This window comes from Lelliottia sp. RD5 (genome assembly GCF_056032945.1).
This window is the reverse complement of sequence record NZ_JBVYHQ010000006.1, coordinates 189,579-209,409: the sequence shown is the minus strand read 5'-3', so window position 1 is coordinate 209,409 and position 19,831 is coordinate 189,579. Positions and strand designations below refer to the sequence as shown.

Sequence of the window (19,831 nt, the reverse complement as noted above, 5' to 3'; positions counted from 1 at the left end):
CTGTTATCACGATCATAAAGGCGGGAGTCTCTCCCGCCTTGTTACTTTTTGTCTGCCGTGAATATGCCTCAATCAGACTATATCGGGCGCTTTGCGCCATCCCCCTCCGGTGAATTGCACTTCGGATCGCTTATTGCCGCACTGGGCAGTTACCTGCAAGCGCGGGCGAATAACGGCATCTGGCGCGTTCGCATCGAAGATATTGATCCTCCGCGTGAAGTTCCCGGTGCTGCAAAAACCATTCTGCATCAGCTGGAACATTATGGCCTGAACTGGGACGGCGACGTTCTCTGGCAATCCCAGCGACATGACGCTTATCGCGAACACCTGGCGTGGCTGCACTCAAAAGGTTTGTCATATTACTGCACCTGTACCCGCGCACGTATTCAGAGCGCTGGCGGCGTGTACGATGGTCATTGCCGACACCTGAATCACGGTCCCGAAAACGCCGCCGTCCGTTTACTGCAACATTCACCCGTGACCCATTTTAACGATTTGCTGCTCGGCGAGATTCACGCCGATAAACGCCTGGCGAATGAAGATTTTATTATTCACCGACGTGATGGTTTATTTGCGTATAACCTCGCCGTGGTAGTGGATGACCATTTCCAGGGCGTGACGGAAATTGTGCGCGGCGCCGATCTGATTGAGCCGACGGTGCGTCAAATTTCACTGTATAAACTCTTCGGCTGGAGCGTTCCGGGTTATATCCATTTGCCGCTGGCGTTAAATGCGCAAGGGAATAAACTCTCGAAACAGAACCACGCACCTGCGTTGCCAAATGGCGATCCACGACCTGTTTTGATCGACGCGCTGCGATTTCTGAATCAGAATGTCACAAGCGAATGGCAGGATTTACGTCTTGATGAATTACTGAAAATATCCATTGATAATTGGGTGCTATCGGCGGTGCCTAAAATCCAGCATTCTCAAACGCATCTTGCTGAGCTATGATTAGCCGCTTTTTTCATAACAAAACACACTACGAGGTGTACTATTTTTACTCGAGTTGCTAATTTTTGCCGTAAGGTGCTAAGCCGCGATGAAAGCGTAGCGAATGACGCTATTGCTCAATCCCATATGTCGGTTATTCCGCGTGAGCAGCACACTATTTCCCGCAAAGATATCAGTGAAAATGCCCTCAAGGTGCTCTATCGTCTGAATAAAGCAGGCTATGAGGCCTATCTCGTGGGCGGTGGGGTTCGCGATTTACTGCTCGGCCAAAAACCGAAAGATTTTGACGTGACGACCAGCGCCACGCCTGAACAGGTGCGCAAGTTATTCCGTAACTGTCGCCTGGTGGGCCGTCGATTCCGTCTCGCTCACGTCATGTTTGGCCCAGAAATCATCGAGGTGGCGACGTTCCGTGGTCATCACGAAGCGGGCGCGCCAGCGGATCGTACCACCTCGCAGCGCGGCCAGAACGGCATGCTGCTGCGCGACAACATTTTTGGTTCTATCGAAGAAGACGCCCAGCGTCGCGATTTCACCATCAACAGCCTTTACTACAGCGTGGCCGATTTTTCGGTGCGTGATTTCGTGGGCGGCGTAAAGGATCTGAAAGAGGGCGTGATTCGTCTGATTGGTAATCCTGAAACGCGCTACCGCGAAGATCCGGTGCGCATGCTGCGCGCCGTGCGTTTCGCCGCCAAGCTGAACATGCAGATCAGCGCCGAAACGGCAGAGCCGATCCCGCGACTGGCGACGCTCATCAACGATGTGCCTCCTGCGCGTCTGTTTGAAGAAGTGCTGAAATTACTGCAGGCGGGTTATGGTTACGAAACCTATAAACTGCTGCGTGAAAATAGCCTGTTCCAGCCGCTGTTTCCGTCCATCGTTCGCTACTTTACCGAAAGCGGTGATAGCCCGATGGAGCGCATCATTGCTCAGGTGCTGAAAAACACAGACACCCGCATTCACAATGATATGCGCGTCAATCCGGCATTCCTGTTTGCGGCGATGTTCTGGTATCCACTACTGGAAACCGCGCAGAAAATTGCCCAGGAAAGCGGGCTGGCCTATTACGATGCCTTTGCGCTTGCCGCGAATGATGTGCTCGACGAGGCCTGCCGTACTCTGGCGATCCCGAAACGCATCACTACGCTGGTTCGTGATATCTGGCAGTTGCAGTTGCGTATGTCTCGCCGTCAGGGCAAGCGCGCCTGGAAGCTGATGGAGCATCCAAAATTCCGCGCGGCGTACGATCTGCTGGCGCTGCGTGCTGAGATTGAAAACAATAAAGAGCTGCAAAGTCTGGTGCAGTGGTGGGGCGAGTTCCAGGTCTCAGCACCGCCGGAACAAAAAGGGATGCTCACGAATCTCGACGAAGAGCCCGAACCGCGCCGTCGTCATCGCCGCCCACGCAAGCGCGCACCGCGCCAGGGCAGTGCATGACCCTCGCTTACATCGCCATCGGCAGCAATCTGGCCTCTCCATTGGATCAGGTGAATGCTGCCGTTCAGGCGCTGGCTGATATCAAACAGAGCCGCGTGATGGCGGTTTCTGCGTATTACCGCACGCCGCCGCTGGGCCCACAGGATCAACCCGATTATCTGAACGCCGCCGTGGTGCTGGACACCGCGCTTGACGCCGAAACGCTGCTGGATAATACCCAGCGCATTGAGCTACAACAGGGGCGTGTCCGTAAAGATGAACGCTGGGGACCGCGCACGCTGGATCTCGACATCATGCTTTTTGGCGATGAGATCATCCAGACCGAACGCCTGACCGTTCCGCATTACGACATGAAAAATCGTGGTTTTATGCTCTGGCCGCTGCTTGAAGTCGCCCCCGCCCTCACCTTCCCCGATGGCACCTCGTTACAGGCCGTATTGCAGCAGCTTAACGCCAAAAAACCCGCGCTCTGGTAATCCTCTTTTCTGCCGATTTTCTCTCCCTGATTTGTGATTAATCGGTTGCCTAAAATCATTGTTCCCCCGAATGTTACTGTTAGAATGCGCAAAGAATCGCTTTGGGCCATCAGGAAACATTATGAAACCAACCACCATCTCCTTACTGCAGAAATGCAAACAGGAAAAAAAACGCTTCGCCACGATCACGGCCTACGACTTCAGTTTTGCAAAACTGTTTGCTGAAGAAGGGATAAACGTCATGCTGGTCGGCGATTCGTTAGGGATGACGGTACAAGGACATGATTCCACTCTGCCAGTGACGGTAGACGACATTGCTTATCACACTCGCGCCGTTCGTCGCGGGGCACCTCACTGCCTGCTGCTGTCTGATTTGCCGTTTATGGGTTACGCCACGCCAGAGCAGGCATTTGAAAATGCTGCTACCGTGATGCGCGCGGGTGCTAACATGGTCAAAATTGAAGGCGGTGCGTGGCTGGTTGATACCGTCAAAATGCTGACCGAACGCGCCGTGCCCGTGTGCGGACATCTGGGGCTCACGCCGCAGTCGGTGAATATCTTTGGTGGCTACAAAGTTCAGGGCCGCGGTGATGCGGGACAGATCCTGCTTGATGATGCCCTGGCGCTGGAAGCCGCGGGTATTCAGCTGTTAGTGCTGGAATGCGTGCCCGTTGAGCTGGCAAAACGCGTGACCGACGCGCTCACGATCCCGGTCATCGGGATTGGTGCAGGTAACGTCACCGACGGGCAGATTCTGGTGATGCATGATGCCTTTGGCATTACCGGCGGCCACATTCCCAAATTCGCGAAGAATTTCCTCAGTGAAGCGGGCGACATGCGCGCCGCAGTCAGGCAGTATATTGCCGACGTCGAATCCGGTGTTTACCCGGGTGAAGAACACAGTTTCCATTAAGGAGTCTCGTTGTGCTAATCATTGAAACCCTGCCGCTGTTGCGCCAGCACATTCGTCGCCTGCGTCAGGAAGGTAAACGCATCGCCCTGGTGCCAACCATGGGCAATCTCCACGACGGCCATATGAAACTGGTCGACGAAGCAAGAGCCCGTGCTGATGTGGTCGTGGTCAGTATTTTCGTCAACCCGATGCAGTTCGACCGTGCCGACGATCTGGCGCGCTATCCGCGCACGCTGCAGGAAGATTGCGAAAAGCTCAAAAAACGCCACGTTGATTTCGTCTTCTCCCCTGCGCCTTCGGATATCTACCCGCAGGGGACAGAGGGCGCAACCTATGTCGACGTTCCGGGGATTTCGACCATGCTTGAGGGCGCCAGCCGCCCGGGGCATTTCCGTGGCGTATCAACGATTGTCAGCAAGCTGTTCAACCTGGTCCAGCCGGATATCGCCTGCTTCGGCGAGAAAGATTTTCAGCAGCTGGCGCTGATCCGCAAAATGGTGGCCGATATGGGCTACGACATTGAGATCGTGGGCGTGCCGATTGTTCGCGCCAAAGACGGGCTGGCGCTCAGCTCGCGTAATGGTTATCTGACTGCCGACCAGCGTAAAATCGCGCCGGGTCTGTGCAAAGTGATGAACGCGATGGCGGAACAGCTGAAGGCTAAAGAGCTATCAACAGAAGAGATTGTCGCGCTGGCCGAGCAAGAGTTGAACGACAAAGGTTTGCGCGCCGACGATATCCAAATCCGTGACGCCGATACGCTGCTGGAGCTTTCAGACACCAGCAAACGCGCGGTGATTCTGGTCGCAGCATGGCTCGGTCAGGCGCGCCTGATCGACAATAAAGTGGTTGAGCTGACGCAGTAGACACCGACTAAAAATCGGGCAATACTGCGCCGATATTTGCCTGGGAAATATCCCTTCACCCTGCCCTCTCGACCTTGAAAGGGTAAAGCATGATGATTAAAGGTAGACGTAATGATTCGCAAAATGCTGCAAGGTAAGCTTCACCGCGTAAAAGTCACTCAGGCCGATCTGCACTATGAAGGCTCTTGTGCGATTGACCAGGATTTTCTCGACGCAGCCGGAATTCTTGAAAACGAAGCGATTGATATCTGGAACGTCACTAACGGCAACCGCTTCTCAACCTATGCGATTGCAGGCGAGCGCGGCTCCAAAATTATCTCTGTCAACGGTGCGGCCGCACACTGCGCGTCCGTGGGTGACATTGTGATCATCGCCAGCTTTGTCATGATGTCTGACGAAGAAGCGCGTCGCTGGCAGCCGAAAGTGGCCTATTTCGAAGGCGACAATGAAATGAAACGTACGGCAAAAGCCATTCCCGTTCAGGTTGCCTGATTTACCCTTGCGGCTGATTACTGATCAGCCGCGACATGGTCTCTAACGAATCCGTCCTCAGAATATATAAACGTTTCAGTAAGAACGGATTATCTCCCGGTTTCACCTTCCCTTTCACCGTCGTCACCGCCAAATGAAAACCCGCATCGTTAGCCGCTTTCACCGCTTTATCATCATAGCCGCCGAACGGATACGAGAGATACAGAACGCGAGGGTTGAACTGTGCCAGCGCGCGTCGTGAGCGTTCAAAATCGAACAAAATGACGTGGTAGCTGCGGCTCAATAAAATTGGGTGTTTATTGGCATCTACACGATGTAAGAAATGGGTGTGAGACTGAATATCAAACACATCCTGAATCTCTTTCAGTTCCGATACGCTCATGAACTGCAGCGATTTCGGGTCCCATTTCTGGGGATGGCCTTTAATGCGCGATGAAATAATAAATGCCGTCGCCTTGAAGCCGTACTCCTTCAGGATCGGCCAGGCGTAGCGGCTGACCGACTTCAGACCATCGTCGAACGTAATCACCACCGCACGTGCCGGGAGGTTCATTTTGTTACGCACATAACCTTCGAGCTGGTACATCGTCAACGTGGTATAGCCCTGATCGCGCAGCCAGGTCATCTGGTTATTGAATGCACGCACGCTGGTGGTGGTTGAGGTGTGGCGAAAGCGGGTATTCTCTTCATCATGCAAAATATGGTGATACGTGATAACCGGAATGCCGCTGTCTTCCTGCGCATCCAGACTGCTCACCCACGCCAGCCGATTGCCGATGCGGATTTGAAACCAGGTTTGGTTCAGGCGGTCTTTAAGTTTATTCAGAATGGGGTAGCGCAGATTGTCACTGAGCGTCCCGAAAGGCGCACTGCCGTTGTTTGGGGCGTTATACACCGGAGTGTCTTTCCAGGTGATTAAATTCTGATTGCTCAGGGGCTTATTCAGATCGCCGAGGCTATCTTCAACGCGCTGTTTGCCCTGCACGTTTTCGAGATGGCCTTTATCGATAAATCCGGTCCCAAAGCCAAAACGAAATTCGTAGTAATCAGCATTGGTCGGGACCACGGCAATAATCTGTCCTGCACGAACGTTGCCGACGTTAACGACATTATTCCCCACCTGCGCCCAGATGGCCGCATCTTCGGTGGTTTGCATGTACTGAGCGGGTAAGCCTTGCTGGCTTAATAAACTGGCAGAAACGCCGCCGGATACCAGCAGCAAAAGCAGGAAAATGATACGCGTGAGCATGAGGTTTGTGTCGAAGCGGAAAACTGGCGTTATTGTAACAAAAGCGGCATCAATACCAATGTTTAATTCTTATACAGGTCGTGCAGCAGGACAAAAGGCGGGTTTTTCTGTTGCTGATGCCACAGGCTGCTTACACCGGGGATCTCCTGTCCGACAATCATATCGCGAAATTCACCGCTGCTAAGCGTTTCCCGTAGCGGATACATCATTTCGAGTAGCTCATAATTAATGCCGGAAATGACTTCGCAATTTTCATGCTTATGGCTCAACAATGCGGCCGCACGATAGGGCGCCGCACCGGATTTGTCGGTGAGGAAAATCACGCCCTCGCCCGTATCCGTTTGATGCTGAGCATCACACATCATACGACTGAGCATATTAGTGCTCAGCCCAGGCCAGTAGTTGACCGCCAGACATTTTGGCAGCGGACCAAAATTCTTCTCCAGGCGTTCGAGAATAGCCTGAGCGTTGTCATCATGACAGGTAATCACCCAACCCAGCATAGCGTCTCTCCTTAGCAGGCGAGTAGTTTAGCGGAGTGACGATGAGTTTACGGTGATAACAGTCAAGAAAATGTCCCGGCAGACTCAGTACTGCCGGGATAGTGAGCTTAGCTGCGCAGACCGCGCCCACGCTGGATCAGATACCAACACAAAATGTAGAAAGCGATAATAAACACGCCCAGCACCGCGACAGTAGTGAACAGCGGCACGTCCGTGATACCGAGGAAACCAAAGCGGAAGCCGCTGATCATGTAAACAATCGGGTTCAGGTGCGACAGGGCCTGCCAGAATGGCGGCAGCAGCGTCAGCGAATAGAACACCCCGCCGAGATAGGTCAGCGGCGTTAACACGAAGGTGGGGATCAGGCTGATATCATCAAACGTGGTCGCAAATACGGCATTCAAGAGACCCGCTAACGAGAACAGAATCGCCGTCATCAGCAACGTTAACGCAACGAACAACCACGAATGTACCTGGAACGGCACAAAGAACAGTGAAATGGCCGTCACCAGAATGCCAACACACAGGCCACGCGCCACACCACCGCCGACATATCCGGCGATAATCACGTGCGTAGGAACCGGCGCGACCAGCAACTCTTCAATGTTTCGCTGGAATTTGGCGCTAAAGAACGACGACGCCACGTTCGCGTACGCGTTGGTGATCACCGCCATCATGATTAAACCTGGGACAATGAATTGCATGTAGGTGAAACCATGCATTTCGCCAATACGGGAACCAATCAGATTACCGAAGATGATGAAATACAGCGTCATGGTGATCACGGGCGGGACCAGCGTCTGGATCCAGATGCGCATAAAGCGGTTAATTTCTTTCGCCCAGATACTTTTCAGCGCCACCCAGTAAAGATGCGTCATGCCTGCTCTCCTCTTTTATCATGGACCAGCGAGACGAACAGTTCTTCCAGTCGGTTGGCTTTGTTTCGCATACTCAATACCTGCACGCCTTGCGCGCTCAACTGTGAAAACACGCTGTTAATACCCTGCTCACGCAGAACTTCCACTTCCAGCGTCGACGTATCCACCAGACGATACTGGTAGCCTTCCAGCGTTGGCAGCGGGCTTTTCGATGCCAGATCGAGGATGAAGGTTTCCGACTTCAGCTTGGAGAGCAGATTCTTCATCGAGGTATTTTCCACCAGTTCACCGTGCTGGATGATACCGATGTTACGACAGAGCATTTCGGCTTCTTCAAGGTAGTGCGTTGTCAGAATGATCGTGGTGCCTTTGTCGTTTAAATCCTTCAAAAATCCCCACATTGAGCGGCGAAGTTCGATATCCACGCCCGCAGTTGGCTCATCAAGGATCAGCAGCTTGGGTTCGTGCATCAGCGCACGAGCGATCATCAAACGACGCTTCATCCCGCCGGATAACATGCGCGCACGTTCGTCGCGTTTTTCCCACAGATCGAGCTGTTTTAGATACTTTTCGCTACGCGCGACCGCGTCATGGCGCTCAACGCCGTAGTACCCCGCCTGATTAACCACAATCTGCTGCACGGTTTCAAAGGGGTTGAAGTTAAACTCCTGCGGCACCAGCCCCAGTTGGCGTTTGGCGTTGACCACGTCTTTTTCCAGGTCATACCCAAACACCGCGACTTTGCCGGAAGATTTGTTTACCAGCGAGCTGATAATACCGATGGTGGTGGATTTCCCCGCGCCGTTCGGCCCCAGCAGGGCATAAAAATCCCCGGCCTCCACTTTCAGATCGATCCCGCGTAGCGCCTGGACGCCGCCCGGATAGACTTTTTTAAGCTGCTCAAGCTCCAGTGCAATTGTCATGAAATAAGCTTACCTATAGTTCTGACACACGTTGTGTGGTTTCAATAAAAGTCGAGTTACCCTATATTAGCGCAACGCTATTACTCGGTTACAGGTCGTTAACCTCTATGAATGACATAGATACACTCATCAGCAACAATGCACTATGGTCAAAAATGCTGATAGAAGAGGATCCGGGATTTTTCGAAAAACTGGCGCAAGCGCAGAATCCGCGCTTTCTATGGATTGGATGTTCCGACAGCCGCGTCCCGGCAGAACGCCTGACAGGTCTTGAACCCGGCGAACTGTTCGTTCACCGTAACGTTGCAAACCTGGTGATTCACACCGATCTCAACTGCCTGTCCGTTGTTCAGTACGCCGTGGACGTTCTGGAAGTTGAACATATTATTATTTGCGGCCACTACGGCTGCGGTGGCGTACAGGCAGCAATCGAAAATCCGGAACTGGGTTTGATCGATAACTGGCTACTGCACATTCGCGATATCTGGTTCAAACATAGTTCACTGCTGGGCGAAATGCCGCAGGAACGTCGTCTGGACACGCTATGTGAACTTAACGTGATGGAACAAGTGTACAACTTAGGACACTCGACCATTATGCGTTCAGCGTGGAAGCGCGGGCAGAAGGTGTCAGTTCATGGCTGGGCATACGGTATTCATGACGGGTTGCTGCGCAATCTGGAAGTCACCGCGACTAACCGCGAAACGCTTGAACAACGCTATCGTCAGGGTGTGTCTAACCTGACAAAAAAACACGTCAATCATAAATAAGTGTGCAAAAACCGGGCGTGACCCGGCTTTTACTTTTCTTCGTTTACTCGTCCAGCAACACGACTTTGCCGACATACGGCAGATGGCGATAGCGCTGCGCATAATCAATGCCGTAACCCACCACGAACTCATCCGGAATCGAGAAGCCGATAAATTCCACCGGAACGTCGACTTCACGACGCGAGGGTTTATCCAGCAGGGTGCAAATCGCCAGCGATTTTGGCCCACGCAGGCTCAGGATTTCGCGCACTTTAGACAGGGTGTTACCGGAGTCGATGATGTCCTCAACGATTAACACATCTTTGCCACGAATATCTTCATCCAGGTCTTTCAGGATTTTCACATCACGCGTGGTAGACATGCCGCTGCCGTAGCTGGAGGCGGTCATAAAATCGACTTCGTGGGACACCTGCACTTCGCGGCACAGGTCTGCCATGAACATGAAGGAGCCGCGCAGCAGACCCACCAGCACCATTTCGCTGCCGCTGTCCTGATAACGCTCGGTGATTTGACGACCCAGTTCAGCGATACGCGCTTTGATCTCCGCTTCCGGGATCATCACTTCAACAGTATGTTTCATTTTACTAACCGTATGATTTTAAAACCAATCTATCAATGGGGATGCCCTGGCGTCCGGCATTGATTCACAAGCCCTGCAGTATACCAGCAAATGGATTGGCCTGGCGCATGAGTTGTTAAAAGCTCAATTTGTGATTCCGATCACACTTGTTAATACCTATAATTAATTGCTATCAAAATTTTAACAAAACTGAAGAGTACTTTTCTATGGCTGAAACAAAAGTTCAACAGTCGCGTCTACTGGTGACATTAACAGCAGCGTTCGCAGCGTTTTGCGCACTCTATCTGTTAATCGGTGGCGTCTGGCTGGTCGCATTAGGCGGCTCCTGGTATTACCCGATTGCGGGCCTGGTTATGGTTGGCGTAACCGTTCTGCTCTTAAAGGGTAAACGATCCGCACTGTGGCTCTATGCTGCACTGCTTCTTGTCACAATGATTTGGGGAGTCTGGGAAGTTGGCTTCGACTTCTGGGCGCTGACACCGCGCAGCGACATCCTGGTCTTCTTTGGGATTTGGCTGATCCTGCCGTTCGTCTGGCGTCGCCTGAGGGTTCCTTCCAGCGGTGCGGTTACCGCGCTGGTGGTGTCCCTGCTGATTACGGGCGGCATGCTAACCTGGGCTGGATTTAACGATCCGCAGGAAGTGAAAGGCACGCTGAGCGCAGATTCCACACCCGCGGCGGCAATCTCTGACGTTGCAGACGGTGACTGGCCGGCTTATGGCCGCAACCAGGAAGGCCAACGTTATTCTCCGCTGAAGCAAATCAACGCCGATAACGTTAAAAACCTGAAGGAAGCCTGGGTGTTCCGCACCGGCGACCTGAAGCAGCCAAACGATCCGGGCGAACTGACCAACGAAGTGACGCCGATCAAAGTGGGCAACATGCTTTACCTGTGTACCGCGCACCAGCGTCTGTTCGCGCTTGATGCCGCTACCGGTAAAGAGAAATGGCACTTCGACCCGCAGCTTAATTCTAATCCGTCGTTCCAGCACATTACCTGCCGTGGCGTGTCCTATCACGAAGCCCGTGCGGATAATGCCAGCCCGGAAGTGGTGGCCGATTGCCCGCGTCGCATCATGCTGCCGGTCAACGATGGCCGACTGTTCGCCATTAACGCCGAAACCGGCAAGCTGTGCGAAACCTTTGGCAACAAAGGCATTCTGAATCTGCAGACCAATATGCCGGATACCACGCCGGGTCTGTATGAACCGACCTCCCCGCCGATTATCACCGATAAAACGATTGTGATCGCCGGTTCGGTCACGGATAACTTCTCGACTCGCGAAACGTCCGGTGTGATCCGTGGTTTCGACGTTAACACGGGCAAACTGCTGTGGGCCTTCGATCCGGGCGCGAAAGATCCTAACGCGATTCCGGCGGATGAACACACGTTCACCTTCAACTCGCCGAACTCCTGGGCACCTGCGGCGTATGACGCGAAGCTGGACCTGGTGTATCTGCCGATGGGTGTGACCACCCCGGATATCTGGGGCGGTAACCGTACCCCAGAGCAGGAACGTTACGCCAGCGCCATCGTGGCGCTGAATGCAACGACCGGGAAACTGGCCTGGAGCTATCAGACCGTACACCACGACCTGTGGGATATGGATATGCCGTCCCAGCCGACGCTTGCAGATATCACCGTTAACGGCAAAACCGTTCCGGTGATTTATGCCCCGGCGAAAACCGGCAACATCTTTGTGCTTGACCGTACCAACGGCAAACTGGTGGTTCCGGCGCCGGAAAAACCGGTTCCGCAAGGTGCAGCCAAAGGCGATTACGTCACTAAAACGCAGCCTTTCTCGGATCTGAGCTTCCGTCCGAAGAAAGACCTGACTGGTGCCGATATGTGGGGCGCCACCATGTTCGACCAGCTGGTGTGCCGCGTGATGTTCCATCAGCTGCGCTATGAAGGCATCTTCACGCCGCCGTCTGAGCAGGGCACGCTAGTGTTCCCGGGGAACCTGGGGATGTTCGAATGGGGCGGTATTTCAGTTGATCCTAACCGTCAGGTAGCGATCGCTAACCCGATGGCGTTGCCGTTCGTCTCTAAGCTGATCCCACGCGGTCCGGGTAATCCGATGGAACAGCCGAAAGACGCGAAAGGTAGCGGTACAGAAGCGGGTATTCAGCCGCAGTACGGCGTACCGTTTGGCGTGACGCTGAACCCGTTCCTGTCACCGTTTGGCCTGCCGTGTAAACAGCCTGCATGGGGTTATATTTCCGCGCTGGATCTGAAAACCAATCAGGTTGTGTGGAAAAAACGTATTGGTACGCCACAGGACAGCATGCCGTTCCCGATGCCGATTCCAGTGCCGTTCAATATGGGTATGCCGATGCTGGGTGGCCCGATTTCCACCGCGGGTAACGTCCTGTTCATCGCGGCGACCGCAGATAACTACCTGCGTGCATACAACATGAGCAACGGTGAAAAACTGTGGCAAGGCCGTCTGCCTGCGGGTGGACAAGCGACGCCGATGACCTATGAAGTGGATGGCAAGCAGTATGTTGTTATCTCTGCGGGCGGTCACGGTTCGTTTGGTACTAAGATGGGCGACTACATTGTCGCGTACGCTCTGCCTGACGATGTGAAATAAAAGCAAAAAGGCAACTTCGGTTGCCTTTTTTAATGTCTGTTCCCTCTCCCGCGGGAGAGGGCCAGGGTGAGGGCATCAGGCGACGCGGGTCTACACCGTAAACCCGAGCATCATTCCCGTATCTTCATGCTCCAGTAGATGGCAGTGCGCCATATAGGCGAATTCCTTCGGCGCGTCGTGCTCGAATTTCACCAGTACCTCACTCACGCCACCTTCCACGCGAACCGTATCTTTCCAGCCCGTACGATGGACCGCTGGCGCTTTACCGTTCTCTGATAAAATGCGGAACTGCGTACCGTGAATGTGGAACGGATGCAGCATCATGTCGCCTTCACCCGATATCACCCAGCGCTCATACTGCCCTTTCGCGGCAGCAAACATCGGCGTATCCATATCAAAGGCCTTGCCGTTAATGCGGTTAGCGTTGTGGAAATCAAATTTATGATCGCCGTGATTCATCCCGCCTATCTTCCCATGGTCCATCTTGCCGTGGTCCATATTCATATGGCCCATCATTTGTCCGTGCTGCATCCCGGCCATCGCCTGGTCGCCGTATTTATTCATCAGCGCCTGCATGCCCATCATGTCGAGCATCGGATCCATAGAGAGCTGGAGTTTACGCTGCGTTAATCCCTCCAGGGACGGCAGCGCAGGCATGGCGGCGAGCGTGTCTGGCATTTCGCCAGAAGCCGTGATCAGCAGTGGCTGAATGCGCAAAACGGGATGCGGTTTATCGAACGGTGCGACGGCCATGCCCATCTGGCTTACGGGCAGCGTGAGGAGATCAAACGGCTTGCCATCGCTGATATCCACCAGCACTTCAAAACGCTCGCCCATCAGCATCGGCAGTTCACTGACCTTCACCGGCTCGGCCAACAGCCCACCATCGCTGGCTATCACGTACATCGGACGCCGATCGCTGGTGGCAAAATTGAGTGAACGCGCGTTACACCCGTTAAGCAATCGCAGCCGTAGCCAGCCTTTCGGGGCGGCGTGTTGCGGATAAATCGCGCCGTTGGTCAGAAGCGTGTCGCCAAACCAGCCCACCGCCGCCGTCATCACATCCAGTTGATAATCGATTTGCCCGTCAGCACTGAATTTTTTGTCCTGCACGATGACCGGCACATCGTCGATGCCCCACTGTTTTGGCAGGCGCAACAAGCGGCTTTCGTCATCCTCAATCAATACCAGCCCCGCCAGCCCCATCGCCACCTGATGGCCGGTTTTACCGTGCTGATGCGGATGGAACCAACAGGTCGCTGCGCGCTGGTCAGGCGTAAACGTCACCGTGCGCTGGCCGCCCGGTTTGATAATGCCCTGCGGCCCACCGTCAACGTCGCCCGGAACCTCAAGGCCATGCCAGTGCAACGTCGTCTCTTCGGCAAGCGTGTTATGAATATTAACCGTGACCTCTTTGCCTCTGCGCAATTGAAGGGCAGGCCCAAGCAAATTGCCGTTATATCCCCATGTGGTGGCGTTATGGGGGCCAAAGGCAGATTTTCCTGACTGAACGACGAGCTGAATGCGGCTGCGCGCATCTGCGACCAATAAATCAGGGATCGGTAATGCGGGTCTGTCGACGGCAAAAGCAGCGCGACTCCAGAGCGGTAATGCGCTGGCAGCCCCCAACACAGCTGAATATTTCAAAAAATCACGACGTTGCATGTTCATTCCTTTTTTCCTGCAGGCGATATTTTGAGCTTAAACCCTCCCCTAACCGGAAGGTCAAGTAAAGTGGCAATAATAAAGGTCGTCTCGCTGGTCGCAAATATGCTAACGTTAAATTTCCGTGATGCAGTGGTAGAAGCAATGAAGACGTTTTTCAGGACAATTTTGTTCGGCAGCCTGATGGCTATGTGTGCGAACAGTTATGCGCTAAGTGAAAATGAAGCGGAAGATATGGCCGATTTAACGGCGGTTTTTGTTTTCCTGAAAAACGATTGCGGTTACCAGAATTTACCCAATGGGCAGATTCGTCGCGCACTGGTCTTTTTTGCCCAGCAGAATCAATGGGATCTCAGCAACTACGATAGCTTTGACATGAAGGCGCTCGGTGAAGACAGTTACCGCGATTTAAGCGGCATTGGCATTCCTGTCGCGAAAAAATGCAAAGCGCTGGCCCGCGATTCGCTCAGCCTGCTCGCCTACGTCAAATAATCTTCCCGACGCCCCTTTGTTGAAATAATGGCCGTGCTTGCGCGGTTCTTGTTCGCTATGATGTTGCGCCCATATTGCGTGGGTGTAATAGATATTAACAAAGGAGGGTTCAGCTCATGACCGATAAAACAGTGTGGCACGAAACGCTGCATGACCAGTTTGGTCAGTACTTTGCCGTGGATAACGTGCTCTATCATGAGAAAACCGATCATCAGGATTTGATCATTTTCGAGAACGCTGCATTTGGCCGCGTGATGGCGCTGGATGGCGTAGTGCAAACGACCGAACGTGATGAGTTTATTTATCATGAAATGATGACCCATGTGCCGTTACTGGCGCACGGACACGCAAAACATGTGCTGATTATCGGCGGTGGCGACGGCGCAATGCTGCGCGAAGTGTCTCGCCATAAATCTATCGAAACGATCACGATGGTGGAAATCGACGCGGGTGTCGTCTCGTTCTGCCGCCAGTACCTGCCCAGTCACAATGCAGGCAGCTATGACGATCCGCGCTTTACGCTGGTGATCGACGACGGCGTCAACTTTGTGAATCAGACCGATCAAACGTTTGACGTGATCATCTCCGATTGCACCGATCCGATTGGCCCTGGCGCCACGCTCTTCACTTCGTCATTTTACGAAGGCTGCAAACGCTGCCTGAACCCTGGCGGGATTTTCGTTGCCCAGAACGGCGTCTGCTTCCTGCAACAGGACGAAGCGATCGACAGCCATCGTAAACTGAGCCATTACTTCGGTGATGTCAGTTTCTATCAGGCTGCGATTCCTACCTATTACGGCGGGATTATGACCTTCGCGTGGGCGACGGATAACGACGTTTTACGCCATCTCTCCACCGAGATCATTGCTGCACGCTTTCATCAGACCCACCTGAAATGCCGTTACTACAATCCGGCCGTCCACACGGCAGCGTTCGCCTTGCCGCAATATTTGCAAGACGCACTGTCCTCTAAGGAGGTGAGCTAAATTGAAAAAACTGAAACTGCATGGCTTTAACAATCTGACGAAAAGCCTGAGTTTTTGTATTTACGATATCTGCTACGTTAAAACCGCAGAAGAGCGCGATGGTTATATCGCCTATATCGATGAACTCTACAATGCCAACCGTCTGACCGAAATTCTGTCAGAAACCTGCTCCATCATCGGAGCCAATATTCTGAACATTGCGCGTCAGGATTATGAGCCGCAGGGCGCGAGCGTCACGATTCTGGTGAGCGAAGAGCCTGTGGATCCACAGCTTATCGATCCGACCGAACATCCAGGTCCTCTGCCAGAAGCGGTGGTGGCCCATCTCGATAAAAGCCACATCTGCGTGCATACCTATCCGGAGAGCCATCCGGAAGCCGGGCTGTGCACTTTCCGCGCCGATATCGAAGTGTCGACCTGCGGCGTGATTTCACCACTCAATGCGCTGAATTATCTTATCCACCAGCTTGAATCCGATATCGTGACGATTGATTATCGCGTGCGCGGTTTTACCCGTGATATCAATGGCATGAAGTATTTTATCGATCATGAAATTAACTCGATTCAGAACTTTATGTCTGAGGACATGAAGGGGCTGTACGACATGATGGACGTGAACGTGTATCAGGAAAATATCTTCCACACCAAGATGTTGCTTAAGGAGTTCGACCTTAAGCACTACATGTTCCATACCCAGCCAGAAGACTTAAGCGAAGAAGAGCGAAAGGTCATCACCGACCTGCTCTGGAAAGAGATGCGCGAAATCTACTACGGCCGCAATATTCCGGCCGTGTAAAACACGCCAGGAGCAAGGATGCTCCGGTGGATCACTTCTGTTGCATAAACTCACGGTAGGCTTTCACGACCTGTAAAAAGTCCTCAACGCCGCACAGCGAGAAACTCTCCTCATCGTAATAGCTCATACCCTCTTCCATTTCGTCGCCCGAGATTTCCATCTGGTTGGCGCGCACCATGACTTCTTCACCGTCCATCCATAACGTGTATTCATGTCCAATACGTTGCCAGGACCGTTCGCTGCCTTTTATCGTGCGTGCCGCTTGTTCCACTTCATCGAGCAACGCGAGGTTTTCTTTGACCTCTTCGTTAAACCAGTGCCCGACCACTTCGTGGCCCATCGACATACGCACTTTCACCACACCGGTGATATCGCGTAAGAATTCGTAATCCATTGTATTTTCCTCTGCAAAGCCAATAGCGTAATTATCGCAGCAGAGAGGAAGAAAAAAAGCGGAACGCGCGGGAGGAATGAAAATAAAAAGGTGAGAGCACGACGTTGCGGTCTGATGCCCTCACCTCTGCCCTCTCTCATGGGAGAGGGTTCAAACATTTAAACCGTCTGCGAAGGGACGGTTTTGCTGTTTATACTGCCGTCTGGAAAATCACGCCGTCCGCTTTCTCGGTGTACTGAGAGAGCTTATCGAAGTTCAGATAACGGTAGGTATCCACCGCCGTCTTATCTACCTGCGCCACGAAGGTTTGGTACTCTTCCGGCGTTGGCAGTTTGCCAATCAGCGCCGCAACCGCCGCCAGTTCCGCAGAGGCCAGGAAGACGTTCGCGCCCGTCCCTAAACGGTTCGGGAAGTTACGGGTCGACGTAGAAACCACCGTCGCACCGTCAGCTACACGCGCCTGGTTGCCCATACACAGAGAGCAGCCAGGGATTTCGATACGCGCACCGCTCTTACCAAACACGCTGTAGTAACCTTCTTCGGTCAGCTGTGCGGCATCCATACGGGTTGGCGGAGCCACCCACAGACGCGTTGGCAGCTGGCCTTTATGCGTATCCAACAGCTTGCCAGCAGCGCGGAAGTGGCCGATGTTGGTCATGCAGGAACCGATAAACACTTCGTCGATCTTTTCGCCCTGCACGGCAGACAGCGGACGCGCGTCATCAGGATCGTTTGGTGCGCACAGGATTGGTTCTTTGATATCCGCCAGATCGATGTCGATCACTGCAGCATATTCTGCATCAGCATCGGCTTCGAGCAGCTGCGGATCCGCCAGCCATTTTTCCATGCCCTGGACGCGACGCTCCAGCGTACGACGATCGCCGTAGCCTTCTGCGATCATCCACTTCAGCAGCACGATATTTGAGGTGAGATACTCAATAATCGGTTCCTGATTGAGCTTGATGGTACAGCCCGCAGCAGAACGCTCAGCGGAAGCATCGGTCAGTTCGAACGCCTGCTCCACTTTCAGATCTGGCAGGCCTTCAATCTCAAGGATACGGCCAGAGAAGATATTGATTTTGCCTTTCTTCTCAACGGTCAACAGACCCTGTTTGATCGCATACAGCGGGATCGCATGCACCAGATCGCGCAGCGTAATGCCCGGCTGCATTTTGCCTTTAAAGCGCACCAGAACGGATTCCGGCATATCCAACGGCATCACGCCCGTTGCGGCCGCAAACGCCACCAGACCAGAACCCGCCGGGAAGGAGATGCCAATCGGGAAACGGGTATGGGAGTCACCGCCGGTGCCGACGGTATCCGGCAGCAGCATACGGTTCAGCCACGAGTGGATAACACCATCGCCAGGGCGCAGTGAGACGCCGCCACGGTTCATGATGAAGTCAGGCAGCGTGTGGTGCGTGGTCACATCGACCGGTTTTGGATACGCAGCCGTATGACAGAACGACTGCATGACCAGATCGGAAGAGAAGCCCAGGCACGCCAGATCTTTCAGCTCATCACGGGTCATCGGGCCGGTGGTGTCCTGAGAACCCACAGACGTCATCTTCGGCTCGCAGTAAGCACCAGGACGCACGCCCGTCACGCCACAGGCGCGACCCACCATTTTTTGCGCCAGAGAATAGCCGCGATCGCTTTCCGCCACGTCTTTCGCCTGACGGAAAATGTCGCTGTGCGGCAGACCCAAGGCTTCGCGCGCTTTGGTCGTCAAGCCACGGCCGATAATCAGCGGAATACGACCACCTGCACGAACTTCATCGACCAGAACGTCGGTTTTCAGTTCAAACGTTGCCAGCAGCTCGTTGGTTTCGTGGTTACGTACTTCGCCTTTGAACGGGTAAACGTCAATCACGTCGCCCATGTTCAGGTTATTAACGTCTACCTCGATTGGCAGTGCGCCTGCATCTTCCATGGTGTTAAAGAAGATAGGGGCAATTTTGCCGCCGAGGCACAGGCCGCCGCCGCGCTTGTTCGGGACATGAGGGATATCATCGCCCATGAACCACAGCACGGAGTTGGTCGCAGATTTACGTGAAGAGCCGGTTCCGACGACGTCACCGACATAGGCCAGCGGGAAACCTTTTTTGGCTAACTCTTCAATTTGCGTGATCGGCCCAACCGCACCAGGCTGATCCGGCACAATCCCTTCGCGGGCATTTTTCAGCATTGCCAGGGCGTGCAGAGGGATATCCGGGCGAGACCAGGCATCCGGTGCTGGAGACAGATCATCAGTGTTCGTTTCGCCAGTCACTTTGAATACGGTGACGGTCATTTTTTCTGCCAGCGCTGGACGGTTCAGGAACCATTCAGCATCAGCCCATGACTGCATAACCTGTTTTGCGTAGCGGTTACCCGCTTTCGCTTTTTCTTCAACGTCGTAGAAGTTGTCGAACATCAGCAACGTTTGGGAAAGCGCTTTGGCGGCAATCGGTGCCAGCGTTTCACTTTCCAGCGCGTCAATCAGCGGATGAATGTTATAGCCGCCCTGCATGGTGCCGAGCAGTTCAATCGCTTTTTCAGGGGTGACCAGTGGGGAGGTTGCTTCGCTTTTCGCAATCGCAGCAAGAAAACCGGCTTTCACGTAGGCTGCTTCATCTACGCCAGGCGGTACACGGTTGATCAGCAAATCTAACAGGAATTCTTCTTCGCCCGCAGGCGGATTCTTCAGCAGCTCGACGAGCGCGGCCATTTGGGTTGCATCTAAAGGTTTCGGTACAATTCCCTCGGCGGCACGTTCTGCTACGTGCTTACGGTATTCTTCTAGCACGACGGTTCTCCTCGCTCTCATTATCATAATGCGGCATACACGTTGTGTATCCAGGCTTATCTTCACGCT

At 53.5% G+C, this 19,831-nt stretch carries 19 protein-coding genes; 11 read left to right on the top strand and 8 right to left on the bottom strand.

The genetic code is table 11. The features are described 5' to 3' along the window. The first annotated feature begins 63 nt into the window (after window positions 1-63). From gluQRS to panD, 6 genes are all read left to right on the top strand, one after another. Window positions 64-954, top strand: a complete 891-nt coding sequence (gluQRS, locus tag AC0LWE_RS18115; RefSeq protein WP_219347052.1) for a tRNA glutamyl-Q(34) synthetase GluQRS — start codon at window positions 64-66, stop codon at window positions 952-954. 42 nt (window positions 955-996) lie between these two features. After that, the gene (gene pcnB / locus AC0LWE_RS18110; RefSeq protein ID WP_072241936.1) at window positions 997-2,394 is read left to right on the top strand and encodes a polynucleotide adenylyltransferase PcnB; all 1,398 of its coding nucleotides are present in this window, start codon (window positions 997-999) and stop codon (window positions 2,392-2,394) included. Then, window positions 2,391-2,870, top strand: a complete 480-nt coding sequence (gene folK, locus AC0LWE_RS18105) for a 2-amino-4-hydroxy-6-hydroxymethyldihydropteridine diphosphokinase (RefSeq protein WP_059180088.1) — start codon at window positions 2,391-2,393, stop codon at window positions 2,868-2,870. The genes pcnB and folK overlap by 4 nt, the downstream gene beginning before the upstream one ends. A gap of 121 nt (window positions 2,871-2,991) precedes the next feature. Next, entirely contained in the window at window positions 2,992-3,783 is a 792-nt protein-coding gene (panB, locus tag AC0LWE_RS18100; RefSeq protein ID WP_219347053.1) for a 3-methyl-2-oxobutanoate hydroxymethyltransferase, read from the top strand. An 11-nt stretch (window positions 3,784-3,794) separates the two neighbouring features. After that, window positions 3,795-4,649 (top strand): pantoate--beta-alanine ligase, encoded by an 855-nt coding sequence (gene panC / locus AC0LWE_RS18095; RefSeq protein ID WP_219347054.1) that lies wholly within the window; start codon window positions 3,795-3,797, stop codon window positions 4,647-4,649. A 111-nt stretch (window positions 4,650-4,760) separates the two neighbouring features. After that, complete coding sequence (gene panD, locus AC0LWE_RS18090; RefSeq protein ID WP_012016087.1) at window positions 4,761-5,141, top strand: aspartate 1-decarboxylase; 381 nt, start codon at window positions 4,761-4,763, stop codon at window positions 5,139-5,141. 1 nt (window position 5,142) lies between these two features. Here the strand turns inward: panD and AC0LWE_RS18085 are convergent, their stop codons facing one another. The 4 genes from AC0LWE_RS18085 to AC0LWE_RS18070 form a co-directional block, all read right to left on the bottom strand. Then, on the bottom strand, window positions 5,143-6,390 hold the full coding sequence (locus AC0LWE_RS18085; protein WP_059180091.1) for a polysaccharide deacetylase family protein: 1,248 nt from the start codon (window positions 6,388-6,390) through the stop codon (window positions 5,143-5,145). Window positions 6,391-6,452: 62 nt separating this feature from the next. Next, window positions 6,453-6,893: a PTS sugar transporter subunit IIA gene (locus AC0LWE_RS18080; RefSeq protein ID WP_219347055.1), complete on the bottom strand. Its 441-nt coding sequence runs from the start codon at window positions 6,891-6,893 to the stop codon at window positions 6,453-6,455. 107 nt (window positions 6,894-7,000) lie between these two features. After that, on the bottom strand, window positions 7,001-7,771 hold the full coding sequence (locus tag AC0LWE_RS18075) for an ABC transporter permease (protein WP_059180093.1): 771 nt from the start codon (window positions 7,769-7,771) through the stop codon (window positions 7,001-7,003). Further along, window positions 7,768-8,694, bottom strand: a complete 927-nt coding sequence (locus tag AC0LWE_RS18070) for an ABC transporter ATP-binding protein (protein WP_059180094.1) — start codon at window positions 8,692-8,694, stop codon at window positions 7,768-7,770. The genes AC0LWE_RS18075 and AC0LWE_RS18070 overlap by 4 nt, the downstream gene beginning before the upstream one ends. A 107-nt stretch (window positions 8,695-8,801) precedes the next feature. Here AC0LWE_RS18070 and can point away from each other — a divergent pair, with 107 nt between their 5' ends. Beyond that, entirely contained in the window at window positions 8,802-9,464 is a 663-nt protein-coding gene (gene can, locus AC0LWE_RS18065) for a carbonate dehydratase (RefSeq protein ID WP_059180095.1), read from the top strand. Between the two features lie 43 nt (window positions 9,465-9,507). On the opposite strand, the gene hpt is transcribed toward can, so the two are convergent. After that, a complete protein-coding gene (gene hpt, locus AC0LWE_RS18060) occupies window positions 9,508-10,044 on the bottom strand; it encodes a hypoxanthine phosphoribosyltransferase (protein ID WP_012016081.1) in 537 nt (178 codons plus the stop codon). Window positions 10,045-10,250: 206 nt separating this feature from the next. Between hpt and AC0LWE_RS18055 the strand changes: the two genes are divergently transcribed. Next, window positions 10,251-12,641 (top strand): glucose/quinate/shikimate family membrane-bound PQQ-dependent dehydrogenase, encoded by a 2,391-nt coding sequence (locus AC0LWE_RS18055; RefSeq protein ID WP_219347056.1) that lies wholly within the window; start codon window positions 10,251-10,253, stop codon window positions 12,639-12,641. Window positions 12,642-12,731: 90 nt separating this feature from the next. Here the strand turns inward: AC0LWE_RS18055 and cueO are convergent, their stop codons facing one another. Further along, window positions 12,732-14,306: a multicopper oxidase CueO gene (gene cueO, locus AC0LWE_RS18050; protein WP_202668221.1), complete on the bottom strand. Its 1,575-nt coding sequence runs from the start codon at window positions 14,304-14,306 to the stop codon at window positions 12,732-12,734. A 144-nt stretch (window positions 14,307-14,450) separates the two neighbouring features. Between cueO and AC0LWE_RS18045 the strand changes: the two genes are divergently transcribed. The 3 genes from AC0LWE_RS18045 to speD all read left to right on the top strand — a co-directional run bounded on the left by AC0LWE_RS18045 (window position 14,451) and on the right by speD (window position 16,580). Continuing rightward, a complete protein-coding gene (locus AC0LWE_RS18045; protein ID WP_041689592.1) occupies window positions 14,451-14,798 on the top strand; it encodes a YacC family pilotin-like protein in 348 nt (115 codons plus the stop codon). 116 nt (window positions 14,799-14,914) lie between these two features. Then, window positions 14,915-15,784, top strand: a complete 870-nt coding sequence (speE, locus tag AC0LWE_RS18040; RefSeq protein WP_216980482.1) for a polyamine aminopropyltransferase — start codon at window positions 14,915-14,917, stop codon at window positions 15,782-15,784. A gap of 1 nt (window position 15,785) precedes the next feature. Further along, window positions 15,786-16,580: an adenosylmethionine decarboxylase gene (gene speD, locus AC0LWE_RS18035; RefSeq protein WP_012016076.1), complete on the top strand. Its 795-nt coding sequence runs from the start codon at window positions 15,786-15,788 to the stop codon at window positions 16,578-16,580. Between the two features lie 31 nt (window positions 16,581-16,611). Here the strand turns inward: speD and yacL are convergent, their stop codons facing one another. Together yacL and acnB are read right to left on the bottom strand one after the other, a co-directional pair. Beyond that, complete coding sequence (yacL, locus tag AC0LWE_RS18030; RefSeq protein WP_059180098.1) at window positions 16,612-16,974, bottom strand: protein YacL; 363 nt, start codon at window positions 16,972-16,974, stop codon at window positions 16,612-16,614. Between the two features lie 190 nt (window positions 16,975-17,164). Beyond that, window positions 17,165-19,762 carry a bifunctional aconitate hydratase 2/2-methylisocitrate dehydratase gene (acnB, locus tag AC0LWE_RS18025; RefSeq protein ID WP_174342558.1) on the bottom strand — a complete coding sequence of 866 codons (2,598 nt, stop codon included), beginning with the start codon at window positions 19,760-19,762 and terminating at the stop codon, window positions 17,165-17,167. Between the last annotated feature and the right edge of the window lie 69 nt (window positions 19,763-19,831).